Genomic DNA, 22,082 nt, shown 5'->3' with positions numbered 1-22,082 from the left:
GACACGGCCACGGTCAGGGACAGCGCGGAGCGCCGGCGCTGCCGCGTGCGCTGCGCGGGGATTTCAGGCTTCATCGATGACCGCCTGCTTCTGGGGTTCGTAGCCATGGTTCAGCGGACCGTGCCCGCGGCCGGTGTGCACATGGGCACCCGCCGCGATGGCGCCGAGGATGTAGGTGCGCGCCTGCTGCACCGCCTGCGCCAGCGGCTGCCCCAGCGCCAGGTACGAGGCGATGGCGGACGACAGCGTGCAGCCGGTGCCGTGACCGTTGTGGGTGCGGATGCGAGCGGCCGCCATGCGCAGCCGCGTGCCGTCGGCCAGCGCCAGCAGGTCCACCACCTCGTCGCCCGGCAGATGGCCCCCCTTGATGAGCACGGCCGGCGCGCCCATGGCGAGCAGCGCCTGGGCGGCGCCTTCGAGTTCATCGACGCCCGCAATCGGGCGGCCGAGCAGCAGGCCGGCCTCGTCCAGGTTGGGCGTGACCAGCGCGGCGCGCGGGAACAGCTCGCGCACCAGCTTGCCGACGGTGGCCTCGGCGATCAGGCGGTCGCCGCTGGTGGCGACCATGACCGGGTCGAGCACCACGTTGCGCAGGCCGTGGCGGTCGATGGCGCCGGCCACCTCCTGCACGATCTCGGGCGCATGCAGCATGCCGATCTTGACGGCGTCGGCGCCGATGTCGTCGAGCACCGCGTCGAGCTGCAGGCGCAGGAACTCGGGCGGCACGCCATGGATGCCGCGCACGCCCTGGGTGTTCTGCGCGGTGAGCGCGGTGATGGCCGTCATCCCGTAGCAGCCCAGGGCGCTCATGGTCTTGAGGTCGGCCTGGATGCCCGCGCCGCCGCCGCTGTCGGAGCCGGCGATGGACAGCACGCGCGCATAGCGCGCCCGTGTGGCGGGAAGGGTGGATTCGGTAGGCATAAGGGCGAAATTATCCATGATGTTGCTGCGACTTGCGCGGGTTTGCCCCCGCCGGGCCGCCTCGTATGCTGTAATGCGAGGTGAGGATGAAACAGGGGTGTCCGCAGCCTCCATGCCTGCATGGGAGCCGCGCGACTGAGATCACACCCTGGAGCAGGGCCGCGCTGGCCGCTCCGTTACCCGATCCAGGTCATGCTGGCGTGGGGAGTTTTCGCAGACAACACCCGTTTTGTCCCGGCTTTGCTGCGTTGCCGCACCCTGCGGCGTGATGACAAATAGGGGATCGCTCGCCTTGCTACCTGAACAAGCCTTGATCGCCATCGTCGGCGGCGGCCTCATGGGCCGTCTGCTGGCGCTGGAGCTGTCGCGTGCCGGACATGCGGTGGCGCTGTATGACCGCGGCGGGCCGCAGGCCGAGCATGCCGCCGCGCGCGTGGCCGCCGCCATGCTGGCGCCGCTGGCCGAATCCGCCGTGACCGAGCCCTGCGTGGTGCGCATGGGCCACTACGCCCTCACCCGCTGGCCCGAGCTGCTGGCGCAGCTCTCGCAGCCGGTGTACCTGCAGCGCGAGGGCACGATGGTGGTCTGGCACCGCCAGGACGCCGCCGAGGCGCAGCGCTTTCGCGGCATGCTGGAGCGCACGCAGGCCGCCATCCCCGAGCTGCCGCCGCTGCAGGCGCTGGACCGCGGCGGCCTGGCGCAGACCGAGCCGGCGCTGGCCGAGCGCTTCTTCCAGGGCTACTACCTGCCGGGCGAAGGCCAGCTCGACAACCGCCAGCTGCTGCAGGCGCTGGCCGACACGCTGGCCGCGCGCGGTGTGCAGCTGCACTGGAACACCGAGCGCGAGATCGCCGACTTCCGCCCCGGCACGCCGGGCCAGCCCGACTGGGTGATCGACTGCCGCGGCCTGGGCGCGCGCCCGCAGTGGCCCGGGCTGCGCGGCGTGCGCGGCGAGGTGCTGCGCGTGCATGCGCCGGAGGTGCCGCTCAGCCGCCCCACCCGGCTGATGCACCCGCGCTACCCGATCTACATCGCGCCCAAGGAAGACCACTATTTCGTGATCGGCGCCACCGAGATCGAGAGCGACGACATGTCGCCCGCCAGCGTGCGCTCGGCCATGGAGCTGATGAGCGCCGCCTACACCGTGCACAGCGGCTTTGCCGAGGCGCGCATCCTCGAGATCAACGTACAGTGCCGCCCGGCGCTGCCCGACAATCTGCCGGCGGTGCGCCTGGTGCAGCCGCGGGTGCTCGAGGTCAACGGCCTGTACCGCCACGGCTTCATGATCGCGCCGGCGATGCTCGACGCGACGCTGGAGCTGCTGACCAAAGGCACCTCGCCGCTGGCCGTCCGCCTGGGGCTGAGCGCACCCGAACAGATACCACATTGAGACAGAGACCCGCATGATCCAGATCCTGATCAACAACCAGCCCGCCGAGCTGCCGCCCGGCGCCACCGTGGCCGAGGCGCTGGCGCAGTGGCAGCCGCGCCCGCCGTTCGCCGTGGCCGTCAACACCCAGTTCGTGCCCAAGGGGCGCTACGCCGCCCAGCAGTTGCAGGCCGGAGACAAGCTGGAAATCATCGCGCCGGTGACCGGCGGCTGACCACCACGCCTATAAAAACCATAGCTGCCTGCGCTTGCTGTACACCGGATTCAATACCAAACCCCTTTGAATTCATTGCAAGGCAAGCGCCAGCAGCTATCAATAACATACTGACATGAGCACATCCTCTTCTTCCCCTGACAGCCTCACGCTCTACGGCCAGAGCTTCGACAGCCGTTTGCTGCTGGGCACCTCGCGCTACCCGTCGCCCGCCGTGCTCGAGGCGGCCGTCGAACGCGCCCGGCCGGCCATGGTCACCGCCTCGCTGCGCCGCCAGGGCAGCAACGCGGCCGAGACCGGCAGCCATTTCTGGGAGCTGCTGCGCAGCCTGAACGTACCGGTGCTGCCCAACACCGCCGGCTGCATGAGCATCCAGGAGGCCGTGACCACCGCGCAGATGGCGCGCGAGGTCTTCGACACGCCGTGGATCAAGCTCGAGCTGATCGGCGACGACTACACGCTGCAGCCCGACACGCTGAACCTGGTCGAGGCCGCGTCCATCCTCATCAACGATGGCTTTTACGTGCTGCCCTACACCACCTACGACCTGGTGCTGTGCCAGCGCCTGGTGGACGTGGGCTGCCAGGCCGTGATGCCCTGGGCCGCGCCCATCGGCACCGGCCGCGGCCCCGTCAACCCGTATGCGATGCAGATGCTGCGCAGCCGGCTGAACGTGCCGCTGATCGTCGACGCCGGGCTGGGCCTGCCCTCGCACGCCTGCCAGGTGATGGAATGGGGCTTCGACGCCGTGCTGCTGAACACCGCCGTGGCCTTGTCGCAAGACCCGGTGGCCATGGCCGGCGCCTTTGCCGATGCCGTCGATGCCGGCCACACCGCCTGGCGCGCCGGCGCCATGCAGGCGCAGGACGCAGCCCAGGCCAGCACCCCCGTTCTGGGCATGCCTTTCTGGCACAACAATTAAGAAGAACACAGGAACGCCATGACACCTGACGCCATCGAGCAGGCCATCGTCGCCGCGCACCAGCAGGCCTTTGCCGACTTTCCGCCACAGCCTGCGCCCGCGCCCGGCCCGCACCTGTGGGCCGACGAGCCGGTCTACCGCGGCGCGCTGGCCGCGTGCAGCCGGCTGGGCTTCATCGCCATCGATGCCGACTGCCTGGCCTCGGCCTGGTACCGCCAGAGCCTGCGCACCAGCCATTTCGACGCCAACGCCTGGCCGGCCACACCGGCCGACTTCGGCCTGCATGTGAGCGGCAGCGCGCCGGCTTTCGCCGCCTGCCCGCGCGCGCTGGGCCTGTACGCGGTGCTGCCCACGGCCGAATGGGTGGGCCGCATGGCGCGCGCCGGCGTACCCACGGTGCAGCTGCGCTTCAAGTCAGCCGACGCCGAGGCCGTCCGCGCCGAGATCCAGGCCGCCGTGCGGGCCGTGCAGGGTACCGATGCGCTGCTGTTCATCAACGACCACTGGCGCGAGGCGATTGCCGCCGGCAGCTACGGCGTGCACCTGGGCCAGGAGGACATGGACGCCCTCAGCCCCGACGAGCTGCAGGAGCTGCGCGCCTCGGGCGTCCGTTTGGGCATCAGCACCCACGGCTACGCCGAGATGGTGCGCGCCAGCCAGGCCGTGCCCAGCTACATCGCGATGGGCGCGGTCTTCCCCACCACGCTCAAGCAGATGGCTACCGTGCCGCAAGGCCTGGCGCGGCTGATGCACTACGCCGAGCTCACCCGCAGCTACCCGCAGGTGGCCATCGGCGGCATCGGCGCCGAGCAGTTTAGCCAGGTGCGCCAGAGCGGCGTGGGCTCCATCGCCGTGGTGCGCGCCATCGTCAACGCCGACCATCCCGAGCAGGCCGCGCAGGCGCTGATGCAGCGCCTGGCCGCATAAACTCGGAGGCCTAAGGAGATCACATGAACGCATTCTTCCCACAGGTCGCCGTGGTCGGCGCGGGCGCCATGGGGCGCGGCATTGCGCAGATGGCCGCCCAGGCCGGCAGCCAGGTGCTGCTGTTCGACCAGCAGCCCGAAGCCGTGGCCGCGGCCATCCAGTCCGTCACCGAGCAGTGGCAGAAGATGCAGGCCAAGGGCAAGTGCAGCGCCGAGCAGCTCGCCGGCTGGACGGCCGGCCTGAAGGCTGCCGACAGCCTGCAGGCCTTGGCCGGCTGCAACCTGGTGATCGAGGCCATCGTCGAGCGGCTGGACGCCAAGGTCGCCCTCTTCAGCGCGCTCGAAGCCATCGTCGGCGAAAGCTGCGTGCTGGCCAGCAACACCTCGTCGCTGTCGGTGACGGCCATCGCCAAGCCGCTCAAGCGCCCGGGCCGCTGCGCCGGGCTGCATTTCTTCAACCCGGTGCCGCTGATGCGCCTGGTCGAGGTCATCCCCGCCACGCACAGCGACGCCGCGGTGGTGGATGCGCTCACCGGCTACGTCAAGAGCATGGGCCACACGCCGGTCACGGCCTGCGACATGCCGGGCTTCATCGTCAACCACGCGGGCCGGGGCTACGGCACCGAGTCGCTGCGCCTCGTCGGCGAGAGCGTGGCCGACTTCGCCACGGTGGACCGCATCCTGCGCGACCAGATGGGCTTCAAGCTCGGCCCGTTCGAGCTGATGGACCTGACCGGCCTGGACATCTCGCACACCGCGATGGAGTCCATCTACCGCCAGTTCTACGACGAGCCGCGCCTGCGCCCCAGCGCCCAGGCCGCGCAGCGCATGACGGCCGGCCTGCTGGGCCGCAAGACCGGTGCCGGCTTCTACCGCTACGAAAACGGCCAGCAGCAGGTACCGCCCGAGCCGCCCGTGCCGCAGGTGGCCGAGCTGCCGCCGGTGTGGGTGTCGCCGCGCGCCGCCCGCCGCGCCGAGCTGTACCAGCTGCTGAAGAACCTAGGCGCGCGCATCGAGACCGCGCAGGCGCCCTCGTCGCAGGCGCTGATCCTGGTGGCGCCGCTGGGCTTCGACATGACCACCGTGGCCGCCGTCGAGCGGCTCGATCCGGCGCGCGTCGTGGGCATCGACATGATGCTGGACGACGCCGCCACCCGCCGCCGCGTGCTGGCCACCACACCGGCCACGCGCCGCGACATGCGCGACGCCGCCCACGCCCTCTTCGCCAGCGACGGCAAGGCCGTGAGCGTGGTGCGCGACAGCGGCGGCTTCGTCACCCAGCGCGTGGTGGCGCACATCGTCAACATCGCCAGCGACATGTGCCAGCAGGGCCTGTGCAGCCCGGCCGACCTGGAGACCGCCGTGACGCTGGGCCTGGGCTACCCGCTGGGCCCGCTGGCCATGGGCAACGCCATCGGCCCGACGAACGTGCTGGAGATCCTCTTCAACCTGCAGACCGTCTACGGCGACACCCGCTACCGCCCCAGCCCCTGGCTGCGCCGGCGCGGCGCCATCGGGCTGAGCCTGCTGCACGAAGAAGAGTAAAAACGTCTGACACACGGCCTGCTTTGCCGCCTGCTAAGCTTGGCCCGTGCCGCCAGCCGGCCCGCCCGGCTGCGGCATTTCGCCTGAAACACCCTTTCGAAACGGACACACCATGGCCCAATACCACATCGCCGTCATCGTTGGCAGCCTGCGCAAGGATTCCTTCAACCGCCAGCTGGCCAACGCCGTGATCAAGCTCGCGCCGCAGGACTTCAGCCTGCAGATCGTGCCCATCAACGAGCTGCCGCTGTACAACCAGGACCAGGACAGCGCCGTGCCCGACGTGGTGAACCGCTTCAAGGACACGATCAAGCAGTCGCAGGGCGTGCTGTTCGTCACGCCTGAGCACAACCGCTCGCTGCCCGCCGCGATGAAGAACGCGCTCGACCAGGGCTCGCGCCCCTGGGGCCAGAGCGTGTGGGCGGGCAAGCCGGCCGGCGTGATGGGCATCTCGCCCGGCGCCGCGGGCACCTCGATGGCGCAGCAGCACCTGCGCAACGTGCTGGCCTTCCTCGACGTGCCGACCATGGGCCAGCCCGAGATGTTCCTGCAGATGCGCGAAGGCATGTTCAACGCCGACGGCAGCATCGCCGAGGCCAGCCGCGAGTTCCTGCAGAAGTGGATGGACAAGTACACCGCCTGGGTGCGCAAGCAGGCGGCCTGAATCCGTATTTAGCATAAAAATAGCTTCCAGCGCTTGTCCATCAAGCGCTGGAAGCTATTTTTTTGATAGTAATCAGATCGAAACTGTCTCGGCTTCGGACGTTGGACGCGCCGGCTTGGTGCGGGCCAGGCGCATCACCTCATGCGGCGGCAGCGTCTTCAGGCGGTGGTCGCTCCATGCCTGGCGCCAGCGGCGCGCGCCGGGCAGGCCATGGCGCAGGCCCAGCATGTGCCGGGCAATCGAATACCAGTGCGTGCCGTGCTCGGCCGCTTCGCGCTCCATGTAGCGCACCATCTCTTCCTCGACCCACTCGCGCGTGATGCCACTGGGCTCGGCGCCGAAGTACGACGCATCCCAACTGGCCAGCCACCAGGGGTTGTGGTAGGCCTCACGGCCGACCATCACGCCATCGACCTGCTCCAGCTGCTGCTGCACCAGCGCATCGGTGGCGATGCCGCCGTTGACGGCGATGGTGAGCTGCGGAAAGTCCTGCCTGAGCCGCGCCACCACCTCGTAGCGCAGCGGCGGGATCTCGCGGTTCTCCTTGGGCGACAGGCCCTTGAGCCAGGCATTGCGGGCATGGACGATGAAGACCTCGCAGCCGGCCTCGGCCACGCTGCCGACGAAATCGCGCACGAAGCCGTAGCTCTCTTCCTTGTCGATGCCGATGCGGTGCTTGACGGTGACGGGGATGTCCACCACGTCGCGCATGGCCTTCACGCAGTCGGCCACCAGCTCGCGCTCGTTCATCAGGCAGGCACCGAAGGCGCCGCGCTGCACGCGCTCGCTGGGGCAGCCGCAGTTCAGGTTCACCTCGTCGTAGCCCCATTGCTGCGCCATCTGCGCGCACTGCGCCAGGTCGGCCGGCTCGCTGCCGCCGAGCTGCAGCGCCACCGGGTGCTCCGCGTCGTGGAAGCGCAGGTGGCGCGCCACATCGCCGTGGATCAGCGCGCCGGTGGTCACCATCTCGGTGTAGAGCAAGGCGTGGCGCGACAGCAGGCGGTGGAAATAACGGCAGCCTCTATCGGTCCAGTCCATCATGGGGGCCACGGACATGGCCGGATAGGGACGCTGCGCCCGGTCCCAATTTCTAGGTTCGCTCATGGCTGTTGGTCGTCAAAGAAAAACACCCCGGATACCAGTCCGGGGTGTTCACAGGCTGCATTATCCCGCCGCGGGCGGATGCCAAGCGGGCGCAGGGTTTTTCAGCCGCCCAGGTAGGCCTTGCGGATGTCCTGATTGGCCAGCAGGCTGGCGCCCGAATCCTCGAGCACCACGCGGCCGTTCTCGAGCACATAGCCGCGGTCGGCGATCTGCAGGGCCTGGTTGGCGTTCTGCTCCACCAGGAACACGGTCACGCCCTGCTCGCGCACGGTTTTGATGATCTCGAAGATCTGCGCGATGATCAGCGGCGCCAGGCCCAGCGTGGGCTCGTCGAGCAGCAGCAGACGCGGCTTGGACATCAGCGCGCGGCCGATGGCCAGCATCTGCTGCTCGCCGCCGGACATGGTGCCCGCGCGCTGCTCGGCGCGCTCCTTCAGGCGCGGGAACAGGCCGTAGACATACTCGATGCCCTTGGCGGTCTCGTCCTTGTTCAGGAAGAAGGCGCCCATCTGCAGGTTCTCGACCACGGTCAGGTCCTTGAATACGCGGCGCCCCTCGGGCGAGATGGCGATGCCCTTGCGCATGATGAGGTGCGAGTCCTGGCCCACGATCTCCTCACCCTCGAAGCGGATCGTTCCGCTGCTGGCCCGCGGGTTGCCGCACACCGTCATCAGCAAGGTGGTCTTGCCCGCGCCGTTGCTGCCGATCAGCGAGACGATCTCGCCCTGGTTCACGTGCAGGCTCACGTCGTTGACGGCACAGATCGCACCGTAATGTGTACTGACGTTCTGAATCTCCAACATCGGCTGCATCACGATTCCCCCAGATATGCCTTGATCACACGCTCGTTGCTGCGGATTTCCGCCGGCAGGCCCATCGCGATGGGCTTGCCGTACTCCATCACCAGGATGCGCTCGGACACGCCCATCACCAGGCTCATGTCGTGCTCGATGAGCAGCACGGTCACGCCGTAGTCGCGGCGCAGGTCGTTGATGAGGTGCTGCAGCTCGACCTTCTCCTGCGGGTTCAGGCCGGCGGCCGGTTCGTCCAGCATCAGCAGCTTGGGACTGGTGATCATGCAGCGCGCGATCTCCAGCCGCCGCTGGTGGCCGTAGGCCAGATTGCCCGCCTCGCGGTTGGCGAAGGCGCGCAGGCCCATCACGTCGAGCCAGTGCGCGGCCTGGGCCACGGCCTTGTCCTCGGCCTCGCGGTAGGCGCGGGTCTTGAACAGGCCGGACAGCAGCCCGCGCTTGACCTGCTGGTGCTGCGCGACGAGCAGGTTCTCCAGCACCGTCATGCCCTTGAACAGGCGCACGTTCTGGAAGGTGCGCACCACACCGTGGTTGGCCACCTCGTGGCTGGACAGGCCCGCGATGGACTTGCCGGCCAGCTCGACCTGCCCTTCGGTGGGCTTGTAGAAACCACTGATGCAGTTGAACACCGTGGTCTTGCCGGCCCCGTTGGGGCCGATGATGGCGAAGATCTCCTGCGGCTTGATCTCCATGGCCACATGGTCCACGGCCAGCAAGCCGCCAAAGCGCATGCACAGGCCGTTGACCTTCAAAATAGCGTCACTCATAAACACTTCTCCAATGCGTTGATACCGTGTTTACGGGTTACTGCTTGAGCTCGGTCTGGTGCCGCTTCATCGGGAACAGGCCCTGCGGACGCCAGATCATCATCAGGATCATCACCAGGCCGAAGATCAGCATGCGGTACTCCGAGAACTCGCGCGCCAGCTCTGGCAGCACGGTGATCAGGATGGCCGCGATGATCACGCCCAGCTGCGAGCCCATGCCGCCCAGCACCACAATGGCCAGGATCAGCGCCGACTCGATGAAGCTGAACGATTCGGGGTTCACGATGCCCTGGCGCGCGGCGAAGAAGGCGCCGCCGAAGCCCGCGAACATCGCGCCCAGCGTGAAGGCCGAGAGCTTGATCTTCATCGGGTTCAGGCCCAGCGACTTGCAGGCCACCTCGTCCTCGCGCAGCGCCTCCCAGGCACGGCCGATGGGCATGCGGATCAGGCGGTTCGAGATCCACAGCGTGACCAACGCCAGCAGCAGCGCCATCAGGTACAGGAAGATCACCATGTGCAGCGAATTGAACTCCAGCCCGAAGAACTGGTGGAAGGTCGTGCCGCCCTCGGTGCTGGGGTTGCGCGCCATCTCCAGGCCGAACACCGTCGGCTTGGCCAGGCCCGAGATGCCGTCCGGCCCGCCGGTGAAGTCCACCAGGTTGACCAGCAGCAGGCGGATGATCTCGCCGAAGCCCAGCGTCACGATGGCCAGGTAGTCGCCGCGCAGGCGCAGCACCGGAAAGCCGAGCACGAAGCCGAACAGCGCTGAGGTGGCTCCCGCAAACGGCAACGCCTCCCAGAAGCTCCAGCCGGCCCAGTGGAACAGCATCGCATAGGTATAGGCGCCCACGGCGTAGAAGCCGACGAAGCCCAGGTCCAGCAGGCCGGCAAAGCCGACCACGATGTTCAGGCCCAGGCCCAGCATCACGTAGATCAGCGCCAGCGTGGCGATGTCCACCGCGTTGCGGCCCGAGAAGAACGGCCAGATGACGGCCGCCAGCAACACCAGCAGCATCAGCGCGCGCCGGCCGCCCGGCTGCACCTGCGGCAGCGCCGGCAGCCAGCCCTGCTTGAGGCGGCTGGCGAACAGCGGCTTGACCAGCTGGAACAGGAACACGATGACGATGGCACCGATCACGTAGTTCCAGTGCGGCTCCAGGAAGTTGCGGCCACCGCGGCGCTGCAGCTGCAGGCCGAAGATGGGCAGCACGACCAGGCCCGCCAGGATGGCGGCGATGATGGAGTCTTTGATCCTGGTTTTCATCAGACCTTCTCCACCTCGGGTTTGCCCAGCAGGCCGGTGGGCCTGAACAGCAGGATCAGCACCAGCAGGCCGAAGGCCACGATGTCCTTGTACTCCGACGAGATGTAGGCCGCCGCCATGGTCTCGGCCACGCCCAGCAGCACGCCGCCCAGCATGGCGCCGGGAATGCTGCCGATGCCGCCCAGCACTGCCGCCGTGAAGGCCTTGATGCCGGCCACGAAACCGATGTAGGGATTGAGCTTGCCGATCGCCAGCGCGATCAGCACCCCGCCCACGGCCGCCAGGATGGCGCCGAGCACGAAGGTGAAGGACACGACCTTGTTGGTGTCGATGCCCAGCAGGTTGGCCATCTGCATGTCCTGCGCGCAGGCGCGCGACGCACGGCCCATGCGCGAATGGCGGATGAACAGCGTGAGCGCCACCATCAGCACGACGGCGACCACGATGATGAGCATGCGGGTGTAGGGCACGTAGATCTCAAACCCTCCGTCGCCGCCACCAAAGGTGAAGGTGCCGGGGATCAGCGCCGGCACGGCCATGTCGCGCGCGCCCTGGCCCAGGGCCACCCAGTTCTGCAAGAAGATGGACATGCCGATCGCCGAGATCAGCGCGACCAGGCGCGGGCTGCTGCGCAGCGGCTTGTATGCCACCTGCTCGACCGCATAGCCATAGACGGCCGTGAGCGCCACCGCCACCAGCAGCATGGCGCCGACCACCAGATAGACCGGAATGCCGCTTTGCGTGCCGATCGCCGACAGCGTGACCAGGCCGATGTAGGCGCCGATCATGTAAATCTCGCCATGGGCGAAATTGATCATTCCAATAATTCCATACACCATCGTGTATCCAATGGCCACCATCGCGTAGATCGCGCCCAGCGACAGGCCATTGAACAGCTGCTGTATGAATTGAGGCAAAAAATCACTCATACGAAACCACTCGTCAACAAGAGGATTGGCCCATGTTGCGGGCCAAAACAAGAAGGCATGGCCCTATGTTTTAGAGCCATGCCTTGCGATGCGCAATCAGCAGTTACTTGGTGGCTGGCGACTTGCTGCCGTCCTTGTGCCACTGGAACACCTGGAAGTCGTAGGCCTTCAGGTCGCCCTTGGCATCCCAGGCCAGATTGCCCAGCGGGGTGTCGAAGGTGGCGGTGTGCATGTGCTTGGCCACCTTGGCGGAGTCGTTGCCCACGGCCTTGATGCTCTCGGCGATCACCTTCACGGCGGCGTAGGAGTTCATCTGGAATGCACCGGACGGATCGCGCTTCTTGTCCTTGAACGCCTTGACCACGGCCGCGTTCTTGGGGTTGGAGGCAAAGTCGGCCGGCAGCGTCACCAGCATGCCTTCGATGGCGGCGCCGCCGATGGCGTTGATCTCGGGGTTGCCCACGCCCTCGGGGCCCATCATGCGCACCTTCAGGCCCTGCTCGCCGGCCTGGCGCAGCAGCAGGCCCATTTCGGGGTGGTAGCCGCCGTAGTAGACGAAGTCCACGCCGGCGCTCTTGAGCTTGGTGATGACGGCGGAGTAGTCGCTGTCGCCGGCGTTGATGCCTTCGAACAGCGCCACGTTGGTGCCGGCGGCCTTCAGCGTGTCGCGCACGGCCGAGGCGATGCCCTGGCCATAGGCCTGCTTGTCATGCAGCACGGCAACCTTCTTGGGCTTGATCTTCTCGGCGATGAACTTGGCGGCGAACGGACCCTGCTGGTCGTCACGGCCGATGGTGCGGAAGATGTAGGTGAAGTTCTTGCCTTCGGTCAGCGCGGGCGACGTGGCCGACGGGGTCACCACGACCACGCCTTCGTTGTTGTAGATGGGGGCGGCGGCGATCGACGCGCCGGAGCACACCGGGCCCACCACGTAGTGGATCTTGGCGTTGACCACGCGGTTCGCGGCTACCGGGCCCTGCTTGGGTTCGCAGGCATCGTCCACCACCACGGCTTCGAGCTTGTTGCCGTTGATGCCGCCGGCGGCATTGATCTCCTCGACGGCGGTCTCCACGCCTTCCTTGACCATGTCGCCGTACTGCGTCACCGGGCCGGTGGCGGGCAGCACCATGGCGATCTTGATGTTCTGCGCATGCGCTGCACCGGCCAGCAGGCTGGCAGCGAAGCCGGCTGCGACCACGACAGAATTCAGACGAAACGGGACTTTCATGCTCATATCCTTTACACAAACAGGTGGGATCGCGTCATTATCGTTACGACAATAATGTTTTTCGCGAGTGACCGGCAGCATATAGGCAAAAATTTTTTGAACAACAGGGATGGCGGGTATTGCCAAGCGCGTCCATTTGTGTAAAAGAGGCCACGCGGACCTGGACTCCGTGCCGGGCGCCTCGCGCGCTACTTCCGGGTCAGCTTTGCGCCCCAGGTCCTCGACAGCGGCTCGGGGCTGGCTCCTTGCGGTATTTCCAGGCGCAGGAGCAGGCCTCCGCGGGGCAGCGGCATGAGCCTCAGCCGGGCACGGATGCACTTCGCGCGGTGGCGCATGCCAGCCAGTCCCCGGCCTTGGAGCTCTGCGCCATTGGTCGGGAAGCGCACCCCATCGTTCTCGATCTCCAGGACCCACTTCTGCCCTATCGCATAGGACCGGATGGAGACCTTGCGGGCCTGCGCATGCTGCAGCACGTTGCACAGCGCCTCCTGGACGATCAGGTGGAAGTGCCCTACCGCCTCGCTGTCCAGCATCGGCGGCGGAGTCGATGCGCTGATCTGCCAGATCAGAGTGATCCTTCTGCTGCGCAGCAGCGGATCGATCCGGTGCCGCAGCTGTACCAGGCATCCCATGAGATCCGGGTTCTCCATCGCCATGGCATCCACGGAGGTGCGCAGGTTGAACAGGCAGGCCTCCAGATGCTGCACCAGGACCAGTGCAGGCACACCGAGGTGGCGGCTTTCGGCCACGGCCAGCACCAGCGGCCCACCTACGCCATCGTGCAATTGGCGCGCGATGCGCTGGCGCTCCCTGGTGATCAGCTCGTGCTTTTCGCGGGACCTGTCGTTCCCTGCCCTGTGCTTGCAGCTACGCCACCATGCCCATCCAAGTCCGCCCTGGAGCAGGCCTGCCACGAACAGGATGGCAGCAAGCAGCCTGTCATCGGGTGCCGAAGCCTCGGACCACACCAGCATCCTGCAGGCCCAGCCCAACTGAACGAGCGCCGCACCGCCATTGGCCAGGAAGAGCGCCAGTCTCAAGAACGCGGGGTTGAGCATGCCCGGTCTCAGGCATTCATATCAGGCCGCGGACCAACGCACTTTTCACAGCCTGGGCACGGGAGCGGACCTGCAGCTTGCGATAGGTATTGCGGATATGGGTGTTGACGGTCAGGTGGCTGATTTTGAGCCGCACCGCAATTTCCTGGCTGGTATAGCCGCAGGCGATCATGCGCAGAATATCCTGCTCGCGCTGCGACAGATGGTCGTAAATCTTGCCAGTGGTCAAGGCTTGCTCGTGGGCATAGTGGGACCGGGTATCGAAATGCTGCAAAAGCCGCTTCGCGAGATGCGGGGTAATGGCTGCCCCGCCATTGGCCACCTGCAATACCGCCTGCGTATAGCCGCCGAACCACGAGTGCTTCACCAGATATCCGGATGCGCCCAGTTCGATGGCGCGCAATACGTTCTGCTCCAACTCCGTTACCGACACCACCAGGTATTGCGCGGCAGGCCGGTGGGCGTGGACATACTCGAGCAGTTGCATTCCCTGGCCATCGGGCAGGGTCAGGTCGATCAGCGCCACATCGAAATCCTGCGCCTTGATGATGCGCTTGGCTTCCTTCACCGTTGCGGCGCGCCCCACCACGTGGATGCGATGGTCCGCAGAAAGCTCCTGGTGCAAGACATTGATGAAATGGATGTCGTCATCCACCAGCAGACAGCGAACGGGCCGGCTGCGCTGGCCGACGAGAAAGGACGGCCACATCGACGGAGGATTGGAATACATCTCGAACCCGCTGCCGCCCTGGAGATTCACCGCTATATCCTGAGATCCAGAATCCGGTATACCAGTAGCCATATTTTTGTAACTATTCATCACAAACCTCCGCGCTGGATGTGCCCGCCACGGCTTCGTAAATGGAACAGTAAGTGATACGTATGCTCAAGCCTAGCAAGCTTCACATTGAATTACGTAATATTACAAAAAACATTTTGCGTTACTACCAGTTTTATTTTGCGTTTGCAACTTCATCCAGTTAGCCACTCGTCAGCAACCACGGGCATGGCAGAGCCTTTCACTGGTTAACACTTGATGACAAAGCGGTAGCCGAATCGCGCGATTTCTTGAAACACCCGATCTCCGGACACTGAACCCAGGGCGAACGACATCGAACACCACATTGCGTGGCACCGAAGAAGGCGTCCTGAGCTTCACGGCAGGCCTTGGCCACCGTGAAATTTTTCATCCGAGAACGAGGAGAGCATCATGAAAAGCCTTGCAGTACTGACCGGTCTGTTCCTTGCCACTGCCGCCATGGCGCAATCGGCCGACCGGCACCCGCCTTCGCCTCCGCCAGCCCCCACGCCTGCCCTCAGCACCCAGAGCTGCACGACCTGCCCGGACATCCAGATCAACGCGCCGTTGACGCAGGTCACGTCGGTGAAGTCCGGCTCGATCAGCAACAAGGCCTACGACAACTCCACGGCGCGGCAGAACCTGTCGAGCAACACCGGCAACGTGACCATCAACAAGGAGACCGTGCAGTTCACCAGCGTGTCGAACGCCTCCATCTCGAACGAGTCGCATGACAACGCCAACGCGACGCAGAGCCTGGCCTCCAACCTGGGCAAGGTGACGGTCAACGGCAAGCTGTTCCAGATGGCCGCGATCCGCAATGCCAGCGTGTCCAACTACGCCAACAGCAATGCCACGGCCACGCAGAACATCTCCAGCAACAACGGCTGCACCGTCTGCAACAAGTAGTTCGCACGGATGAGCCTGCCCGCGCCGCCCCTGGCGCGGGCACCACCTGAGGAGCATGGCCATGATCCGTACCGTACTTCTGCCGCTTCTGGCGCTTCTGGCGCTGGGCATCGGCGCCGCGCAAGCCGCTCCGGGCGAAGACCCCGTGGTGCTGAGCAAGCCCGTGGACCACCTGCAGCTGCCCATGGCGCAACCCGGGCCGTCGCAGGGGCTGGATGGCGTCAACGGCCTGCCGGCCAACGTGCAGGCCAAGATCGCGCGCCTGGAGGCCAAGGCGCTTTCGGACTCCACCTCCGGCATCTACACCGATGCGGACATCAAGACCACCGTCACCGGCAACCAGCAGAACAAGACCTGCATCCAGGACGTGGGCAGCAATTCCAGCCTGAACTCGCCCGTGCGCTATGGCCCGGGCAACCAGCAGCAGATCGTGGTGCTGCGCGGCGACCTGGTCAATATCTGCAAATGAAGGCATGGCGGGCGGCCGCATTCCCGCCCCCTGCCCCCCCGCATTGCGGCGGGAGTCTCCTCGCCCACCAACGGAGCTTTGCCATGACACACACTGCGCTCACCCTCGGCCGGGCCACGGCGGGCATGGCACGGCGCTGGTCCCGGGTGCTGGGGGCCGCCTGCGCCACGTCGCTCGTGGCGGGCTGCATGACCCCGCCCTACGCCAACAACGAGGCCGAATACCAGACCCATGCGCCGCTGGCCAACAAGCCTGTCGTGCGCCCGGTGCGCTCGTTCACGAGCTTCTCCGATTCGCTGATGTGCATGGACCACCTCTTCAAGGATGCCGGCATGTCCACGGTGCTGGTGTCGAGCAAGTCCATCCCCGACTACTCGGGGCGCATAGCCGTCAGCACCAAGGACATGGTGATCACCGCGCTGTCGCAGATGTCGCGCATGAGCAATGCCTTCCGCTTCGTGGACTACGAGGTGGACATCGCCCGGCAGGACACGGTGCAGAACCTGACCACGCTGCTGCTCAACAACAACCAGATCCGGCTGCAGCGCCCGGCGCTCTACATCTCCGGCGCCGTGGCCTTCGTCGACCAGAAAGTCATCAGCAACAACAACGACATCGGCCTCTCCGGTCCGCGCATCGAGGCCGGCTACAGCCGCAACCAGAACGCCACGGTGATCGGGCTGGAGATGCACCTGGGCGACTTCCGCAGCCGCACCATCATCCCGGGCATGGACTCGGCCAACGAGATCGTGATCGGGGCCGGCGGCCGCGGCGTGGACCTGTCCGGCCGCATCGGCACCTACGGCGTGCAGTTCAGCGTGGGGCGCGACTATGCGCAGGGCTCGGGCCCCGCCATCCGCACCCTGGTCGATCTGGCCATGATCGAGCTGATGGGGAAGTGGGCGCGGCTGCCGTACTGGCAGTGCCTCACGCTGGACCAGACCCACCCCGACTTCCAGCGCCAGATGCGCGAGTGGTACGACGAAGGCGATGCCGCGAGCCGCAACCAGCTGGTCAAGCGCGTGCTCTTCCAGCAAGGCTATCTGGCATCCGCACAGCCCGATGCCGACACGGCCGAACTGCGCCCCGCGCTGGCGCGCTTCCAGGCCGACCACCAGCTCGTCACCACCGGCGTCATCGACTTCCCCACCTACGAGCGCTCGCTGCGCAACTATGTCAGCGTCTCGCCCGAAGGCAAGCTCGAACGCATAGGCTGGGCGCCCAAGGACGAAAGCAGCGGCAGCGCCGCGGCCACCAACATCCGCCTGAACATCGAGAACATCATGCTGGAGCGTACGTCCTTCACCGTCGGCGAGCAGATCTTCGTCTCGGCCTCGGTGTCCCGCACCTCGTACCTCTACTGCTACATGGCCGGCGCCAACGGCAGCGTGATCCGCCTGCTGCCCAACAACACCAACACCTCGGGCTGGATACAGGCCAACCAGACCATCCGCATCCCCGACTGGATGAGCCCCAACCCCGGCTTCGTGATGGACGCGGGCGCGCCCGGCCTCGAAGGAATGGCCTGCTTCGCCTCCGACGGCAACATCCTGGAACAGCTGCCCACCAACCTGCAGGCACCGCCCTTCACCCCGCTGCAGGGCATCTCCAATCTCGACGAACTCGAAGCGGTGTTCCGCAGCGTGCCGGCAGGCTCGCGGGTCGCAGCGCGCAAGCTCATGTGGCAAGTGACGCCGAAGGCAGCGCCGGAACCGGCGCCCCAGGCCGCGCCGCCCGCACCGGCCCCAGCGGCGGCCCGCACCGGCAAGCAGCAGACCAAGGCCGCAGGCCGCCCGGCGGCGGGGTAGCGTCCATGTCCAAGCAGGCCTTCCAACGCGGCATGCAGTGGCTGTGCTGGGCGCTGCTGGCGGTCAGCCTGGTGCTCGACGTGGCGCTGCCGGTCGCCGAAGCCCAGATACCGTCCCGCAGCCACCACGCAGACCGGCTGAACGAGCAATACGGCACCCGTCCGCAGCTCGATGCCGACCAACTGCGCGGCAACCAGCCCGTGCCCGGCGCCATCACGCCCGCGAATGCCGAAGCGCCCTACATCCGCGCGCTGGAACGGCTGGCCGCGCAACCCACCTCGGGCAGTGGCCGTACCGCGGTGGCCGGCGCGAGCACCCCCGCCGAAGCCGCCTGGCTGCTGGGCCTGCTGTACCTGCATGGCCTGGGCACCGGCACCCACCCGGCCAAGGCGCGCGAATGGTTTGCGCAGGCCCAGCGCCTGCGCCACCCGCTGGCCCCGGCCGGCCTGGCCTGGTGCCAGCTCGATGGCTGCGGCCAGCAGCCGCAACCGCAGCAGGCCACGCCGTGGATCGAGCAATTGCGCAAGAGCGACGCCGGCCGCGCCGCCTACCTGGAATGGCTGCGCAACCAGAAGACCGCCCCGCTGGAAGTGGCCACCCCGCAGAACCCGCAACTGGACGACGCGCCGCGCCAGCCCAGCGCCCTGATCCTGCGCAGCGCCAGGGCCGGCGACCCCTACGGGCAGAACGAGCTGGGCATCTTCTACGCCCAGACTGGCCGCAGGCAGGAAGCGCGCCGGCTGTTTGCCGCCGCCGGTGCGCGGTCGCCTGCGGCCCAGGCCAACCTGGACTGGCTTGAGCGCTCCGCCCAGGCCACGCGCACCGCCCTGCCCGCCCCTCCCGGCCAGCAAGGCGGCGAGGCGCTGTTCCTGCGCGCCCGCCAGTTCCACCGCGGCGACGGCGTGCCCGTCAACTACGTGGAGGCCATGCGCCTGTACCGGCTGGCGGCCAGCCAGGGCAACGCCCATGCGCAGCAGATGCTGGGGCTGATCTACACCCGCCCCACGCCCACCGGCGACATCAACATCGTCTGGATGCAGCAGCTGGCCAACGTGGACATCACCCGGGAAGGCGGCGGCACCCTGATGGAGCCACCGCCCTCGCCGCTGCCGCAGCACGACCCCACGCCGCTGTACGACTACGTGCCGCCCCGGCTGCGCAGCGGCCCATGAAGGCGGATCAGGACTCCAGCTTGATGCCGGTCTCGCGGATCACCTGGTCCCAGGTCTTGACCTCGCTCTCGATGCGGCGCTTGGCGTAGGCGGCGTCCTCGGTGACGATGTCTATGCCCAGGCCGCCGAAGCGGTTCTTGACCTCGGGGTCCTTCAGCACCGTGTTCAGGTCGGCGTTGAGCTTGTCGACCACGGCCCTGGGCATGCCCGCGGGCGCGGCGATGCCGAAGATGGACACCACGTCGTTGTCCATCTTCACCCCGGCCTCGCGCAGCGTCGGCACGCCCGGCAAGGCCTCCACGCGCTTGGGGCCGGCGATGGCCAGCACCTTGATGCGACCGGTCTTGAGGTTGTTGATGGCTGTCGAGGTGTTCACGAACATGGCCTGGATCTGGCCGCCGATCAGGTCGGTCACACCCGGCGTCGAGCCCTTGTAGGGCACCGGCGCGATGTCGGTGCCCGTGGCGCGCTTGAGCATCTCGCCCGCGATGTGCTCCAGCGAGCCGTTGCCCGTGGTGGCGTACGAGAGCTGGCCAGGCTTGGCCTTGGCGAGCTGGACGAACTCCTGCACCGTGTTCGCCGGCAGGCCAGCGGGCACGATGAGCACATTGGGCAGATAGCCGACGATGGCCACGTGCTCGAAGCCCTTGAGCAGGTCGTAGCCAGTGCTGCGGCCCATCAGCCGGGCGTTGATGGCGTACGAGGTCAGCGCCGTCATCAGCAGCGTGTTGCCATCCGGCGCGGCCTTGGCGACATACTGCGCGCCGATGTTGCCCGAGAAGCCGGGCTTGTTGTCGACGATGACCGAGTGGCCGCGCAGCACCGCGAGCTGCTGCGCGATCATGCGGGCCATCGCATCCAGCGAGCCGCCCGGCGGGTAGGCGACGATGATGCTCATGTCGCGGGGCTGGGCCAGGGCCGGCCCGGCGGACGCCAGCAGCGGCGCGGAGGCGGCGATCAGCCACTGGCGGCGGGAAATGCGAGGCATGGTGCTAACTCCTTGGATCAAACAATCGTATCGGCCGGCAGGGCCGCCATGGCCATTGCCAGTGCGCGCGCCGAGGCCGGCTGCGGTGCGTTCAGCAGCTGCCACAGCGCCGCGGCGCGGGGCTTGGGTAGCGCCTGCACCGCGCAGTGCATGAACTTCGCCTCGTGCTGCGCGGCGGTCAGCGGCAGGCTCGGATGCCCCCGGGGCTTGGCCTGGCGCTGGCGGAACACCTCCACGCCATCGCGCAGCACCACCAGCTCGGCGAAGTCGCCATTGCCCGCCGGAAAATCCTCGCCCATCGACAGGCGCACCCGCCCAGCGCAGGCGCGCGCCTCGGGGCGCTGCACGGCCGCATCGCTGAAATCCTCCACGTCCTGGGTGCCCCACAGCGCGGCCACCGCCACGCAGTACTCGACGTGGAACTTGGCCTCCAGCCCGCGCTGCGGCCAGGCCTTGCCGCGGATGGTCTCCAGCCGCTGGCTGATGCCGCCGCGGATCTCCACGCCGTCCATCGTGCCAAAGCATCCCTCTTGCCGGGCCTGCAGCACCAGGTCGACCAGGGCGTGCATCAGTGAGCAGGTCGGGTACTGCTTGTAGACGATGCCCGGCTCCAGCACCTCCCAGGCCTGGCCAAACGGCCGCAGGCCGCGCGCGGCGCTCTGGCTGCCGTCGTCGCAAAAGAGCTGCAGAAAGCCTTCGTGGCCTTCCAGCGCCTGGGCGCTGGCCGTCATGCCACCGGCCGCGAGCTGCGCGGCCAGCACGCCGTGCTGGGCCGCCAGGCCGGCGTGCAGGGCCTTGGCCATGGTGCCGAAGTTCACCCGCAGGCCGCCCGCCATCGAGCTGGCCAAGCCCAGCGCATGGCAAGTACGTTCTTCGTCCAGCCCCAGCAGCAACGCGCAGGCCGCCGCTGCGCCCACGGCGCCCAGCGTGCTGGTGGTGTGCCAGCCGAGCTGCGAATGCCGGTCGTTGACGCAGCGCCCCAGGCGCCCCGCCACTTCCACGCCGGCCACATAGGCGGTGACCAGCGCGGCGCCGTCGGCGTCCAGCGCCTCGCCCAGCGCCAGCACCGCCGGCACGATGGGCGCCGATGGGTGGCCGCGCAGGGATTCGTGCGTGTCGTCCAGTGCATGGGCGTGGGCCGCGCAGCCATTGACCAGCGCCGCATCGCGCGCCGTCGCCTGGCCGGCCTGCGCCCACAGCGTGCACGGGCCCGGCGCCTGCGCCAGGGTCTGCGCCGCGATGCGCGCTACTGCGTCGGTCGCGCCGGCCAGGCCGCCGCCTATGCAGTCGGCCATGGCTTGCCGGGCCTGGGCCTGCGCCGTCGCGGGAATCTGATCGAGGTGCAGGCCGGCGACAAATCGCGCCAGCGCCCGCGTCAATCCCAGCTCGCCGCTCATGCGGCATCTCCATCGAGCCAGTCGGCCACATGGCCATCCATCTCTTCGAGAAAGTGCTCGATGCCATGGCCACCGCCGCCGGCCTGCAGCGCACGGGCCACGGCCGCCACGCTGGCGCGCGGCACCACGGCCACGCCCTCGGCGCTGGCGCAGACCACGTCGCCGGGCTGGATGACCACGCCCGCGCAGGCCACCGGCACGTTCAGCTCGGCCGGGCCGAACTTGGGCCCCGAGTGCGGCGACACCGCCAGTCCGTAGACCGGCAGACCGGCCGCCTGCGCCTCGGCGATGTCGCGCCAGGCGCCATGCACCACCAGGCCGGCCATGCCACGCTGCTCGCAGGCGTACTTCAGCAGCTCGAAGCCGCCCATGCACCAGTGGGTGAAGCCCTGGCCGTCCACCACCAGCACATCGCCCGCCTCCACCGCGCGCACGGCGGCCATGACGCCGAGGTTGTCGCCCGGCGGGCACTTGGCGGTGAAGGCCGGGCCGCACAGCGGCACTGCCGGCGCAACCAGCGAGTGCAGCGCCGGCTGGCAGGTGTACATGCGGCCGACAAGGTCGCTCACGCGGGTAACGTCGGCCTGCGCCAGCACCGCCACGTCGGACGGCGCGGGCCGCTCGAAGCTGCGGTTGAACACGAAGGGCGGCAGCGGCCGCTTCCAGCGGCGGTCAGTGGGATGGGAAGACATGGGTACAGCGTTTCATCAACAATTCTGGTGACTGACGCTGGATTGTCCCGGCGATTCCTCTCTGGAGGAAACGATGTTTAGTGATCGGAGGGATAGAAAAACTC

The 22,082-nt window shown here is 67.4% G+C and carries 22 protein-coding genes; 10 read left to right on the top strand and 12 right to left on the bottom strand.

Features of this window, described 5'->3' with window-relative positions; all coding sequences use genetic code 11:
• Window positions 1–63 precede the first annotated feature (63 nt).
• Complete coding sequence (gene thiD / locus ACYVKR_RS04050) at window positions 64–921, bottom strand: bifunctional hydroxymethylpyrimidine kinase/phosphomethylpyrimidine kinase (RefSeq protein WP_460479511.1); 858 nt, start codon at window positions 919–921, stop codon at window positions 64–66.
• Window positions 922–1,189: 268 nt separating this feature from the next.
• Here thiD and thiO point away from each other — a divergent pair, with 268 nt between their 5' ends.
• The 6 genes from thiO (at window position 1,190) to ACYVKR_RS04020 (ending at window position 6,582) form a co-directional block, all read left to right on the top strand.
• Complete coding sequence (gene thiO, locus ACYVKR_RS04045; protein WP_460479510.1) at window positions 1,190–2,311, top strand: glycine oxidase ThiO; 1,122 nt, start codon at window positions 1,190–1,192, stop codon at window positions 2,309–2,311.
• Between the two features lie 13 nt (window positions 2,312–2,324).
• A complete protein-coding gene (thiS, locus tag ACYVKR_RS04040; protein ID WP_460479509.1) occupies window positions 2,325–2,525 on the top strand; it encodes a sulfur carrier protein ThiS in 201 nt (66 codons plus the stop codon).
• Window positions 2,526–2,640: 115 nt separating this feature from the next.
• On the top strand, window positions 2,641–3,447 hold the full coding sequence (locus tag ACYVKR_RS04035) for a thiazole synthase (RefSeq protein WP_460479508.1): 807 nt from the start codon (window positions 2,641–2,643) through the stop codon (window positions 3,445–3,447).
• Window positions 3,448–3,465: 18 nt separating this feature from the next.
• Window positions 3,466–4,374: a beta/alpha barrel domain-containing protein gene (locus ACYVKR_RS04030; protein ID WP_460479507.1), complete on the top strand. Its 909-nt coding sequence runs from the start codon at window positions 3,466–3,468 to the stop codon at window positions 4,372–4,374.
• A 23-nt stretch (window positions 4,375–4,397) separates the two neighbouring features.
• Complete coding sequence (locus tag ACYVKR_RS04025) at window positions 4,398–5,918, top strand: 3-hydroxyacyl-CoA dehydrogenase (protein WP_460479506.1); 1,521 nt, start codon at window positions 4,398–4,400, stop codon at window positions 5,916–5,918.
• 112 nt (window positions 5,919–6,030) lie between these two features.
• Window positions 6,031–6,582, top strand: a complete 552-nt coding sequence (locus ACYVKR_RS04020) for an NADPH-dependent FMN reductase (protein WP_460479505.1) — start codon at window positions 6,031–6,033, stop codon at window positions 6,580–6,582.
• 72 nt (window positions 6,583–6,654) lie between these two features.
• On the opposite strand, the gene dusA is transcribed toward ACYVKR_RS04020, so the two are convergent.
• The 8 genes from dusA to ACYVKR_RS03980 all read right to left on the bottom strand — a co-directional run bounded on the left by dusA (window position 6,655) and on the right by ACYVKR_RS03980 (window position 14,504).
• Window positions 6,655–7,638, bottom strand: coding sequence for a tRNA dihydrouridine(20/20a) synthase DusA (dusA, locus tag ACYVKR_RS04015; protein ID WP_460479504.1), 984 nt, complete (start codon window positions 7,636–7,638; stop codon window positions 6,655–6,657).
• A gap of 149 nt (window positions 7,639–7,787) precedes the next feature.
• Complete coding sequence (locus ACYVKR_RS04010; protein ID WP_460479570.1) at window positions 7,788–8,489, bottom strand: ABC transporter ATP-binding protein; 702 nt, start codon at window positions 8,487–8,489, stop codon at window positions 7,788–7,790.
• A gap of 8 nt (window positions 8,490–8,497) precedes the next feature.
• On the bottom strand, window positions 8,498–9,265 hold the full coding sequence (gene livG / locus ACYVKR_RS04005; protein ID WP_460479503.1) for a high-affinity branched-chain amino acid ABC transporter ATP-binding protein LivG: 768 nt from the start codon (window positions 9,263–9,265) through the stop codon (window positions 8,498–8,500).
• Window positions 9,266–9,302: 37 nt separating this feature from the next.
• Window positions 9,303–10,529, bottom strand: coding sequence for an ABC transporter permease family protein (livM, locus tag ACYVKR_RS04000; protein ID WP_460479502.1), 1,227 nt, complete (start codon window positions 10,527–10,529; stop codon window positions 9,303–9,305).
• Window positions 10,529–11,458 (bottom strand): ABC transporter permease, encoded by a 930-nt coding sequence (livH, locus tag ACYVKR_RS03995; RefSeq protein WP_460479501.1) that lies wholly within the window; start codon window positions 11,456–11,458, stop codon window positions 10,529–10,531. Before livH ends, livM begins: the two co-directional genes overlap by 1 nt.
• Window positions 11,459–11,561: 103 nt before the next feature.
• Window positions 11,562–12,686, bottom strand: coding sequence for a branched-chain amino acid ABC transporter substrate-binding protein (locus ACYVKR_RS03990; protein ID WP_460479500.1), 1,125 nt, complete (start codon window positions 12,684–12,686; stop codon window positions 11,562–11,564).
• 188 nt (window positions 12,687–12,874) lie between these two features.
• Complete coding sequence (locus tag ACYVKR_RS03985) at window positions 12,875–13,744, bottom strand: sensor histidine kinase (RefSeq protein ID WP_460479499.1); 870 nt, start codon at window positions 13,742–13,744, stop codon at window positions 12,875–12,877.
• A 16-nt stretch (window positions 13,745–13,760) separates the two neighbouring features.
• On the bottom strand, window positions 13,761–14,504 hold the full coding sequence (locus tag ACYVKR_RS03980) for a transcriptional regulator (protein ID WP_460479498.1): 744 nt from the start codon (window positions 14,502–14,504) through the stop codon (window positions 13,761–13,763).
• 450 nt (window positions 14,505–14,954) lie between these two features.
• On the opposite strand from ACYVKR_RS03980, the gene ACYVKR_RS03975 reads away from it, so the two are divergent.
• From ACYVKR_RS03975 to ACYVKR_RS03960, 4 genes are all read left to right on the top strand, one after another.
• Window positions 14,955–15,452 carry a hypothetical protein gene (locus ACYVKR_RS03975; RefSeq protein ID WP_460479497.1) on the top strand — a complete coding sequence of 166 codons (498 nt, stop codon included), beginning with the start codon at window positions 14,955–14,957 and terminating at the stop codon, window positions 15,450–15,452.
• Between the two features lie 61 nt (window positions 15,453–15,513).
• A complete protein-coding gene (locus ACYVKR_RS03970) occupies window positions 15,514–15,921 on the top strand; it encodes a hypothetical protein (RefSeq protein WP_460479496.1) in 408 nt (135 codons plus the stop codon).
• An 83-nt stretch (window positions 15,922–16,004) separates the two neighbouring features.
• Complete coding sequence (locus ACYVKR_RS03965; protein WP_460479495.1) at window positions 16,005–17,729, top strand: DUF4384 domain-containing protein; 1,725 nt, start codon at window positions 16,005–16,007, stop codon at window positions 17,727–17,729.
• 5 nt (window positions 17,730–17,734) lie between these two features.
• A complete protein-coding gene (locus ACYVKR_RS03960) occupies window positions 17,735–18,901 on the top strand; it encodes an SEL1-like repeat protein (protein WP_460479494.1) in 1,167 nt (388 codons plus the stop codon).
• A 7-nt stretch (window positions 18,902–18,908) separates the two neighbouring features.
• Here ACYVKR_RS03960 and ACYVKR_RS03955 read toward each other — a convergent pair whose 3' ends face one another.
• From ACYVKR_RS03955 to ACYVKR_RS03945, 3 genes are read right to left on the bottom strand one after another with little or no spacing between them, the layout of a single operon-like run.
• Window positions 18,909–19,889 carry a Bug family tripartite tricarboxylate transporter substrate binding protein gene (locus tag ACYVKR_RS03955; protein WP_460479493.1) on the bottom strand — a complete coding sequence of 327 codons (981 nt, stop codon included), beginning with the start codon at window positions 19,887–19,889 and terminating at the stop codon, window positions 18,909–18,911.
• A gap of 17 nt (window positions 19,890–19,906) precedes the next feature.
• The gene (locus tag ACYVKR_RS03950; protein ID WP_460479492.1) at window positions 19,907–21,286 is read right to left on the bottom strand and encodes an MmgE/PrpD family protein; all 1,380 of its coding nucleotides are present in this window, start codon (window positions 21,284–21,286) and stop codon (window positions 19,907–19,909) included.
• A complete protein-coding gene (locus ACYVKR_RS03945; protein WP_460479491.1) occupies window positions 21,283–21,978 on the bottom strand; it encodes an RraA family protein in 696 nt (231 codons plus the stop codon). The genes ACYVKR_RS03950 and ACYVKR_RS03945 overlap by 4 nt, the downstream gene beginning before the upstream one ends.
• Between the last annotated feature and the right edge of the window lie 104 nt (window positions 21,979–22,082).

This window comes from Comamonas humi (assembly GCF_054782535.1).
Note: the sequence above shows the minus strand (reverse complement) of the source record. Positions and strands in the feature narration are given on the sequence as shown.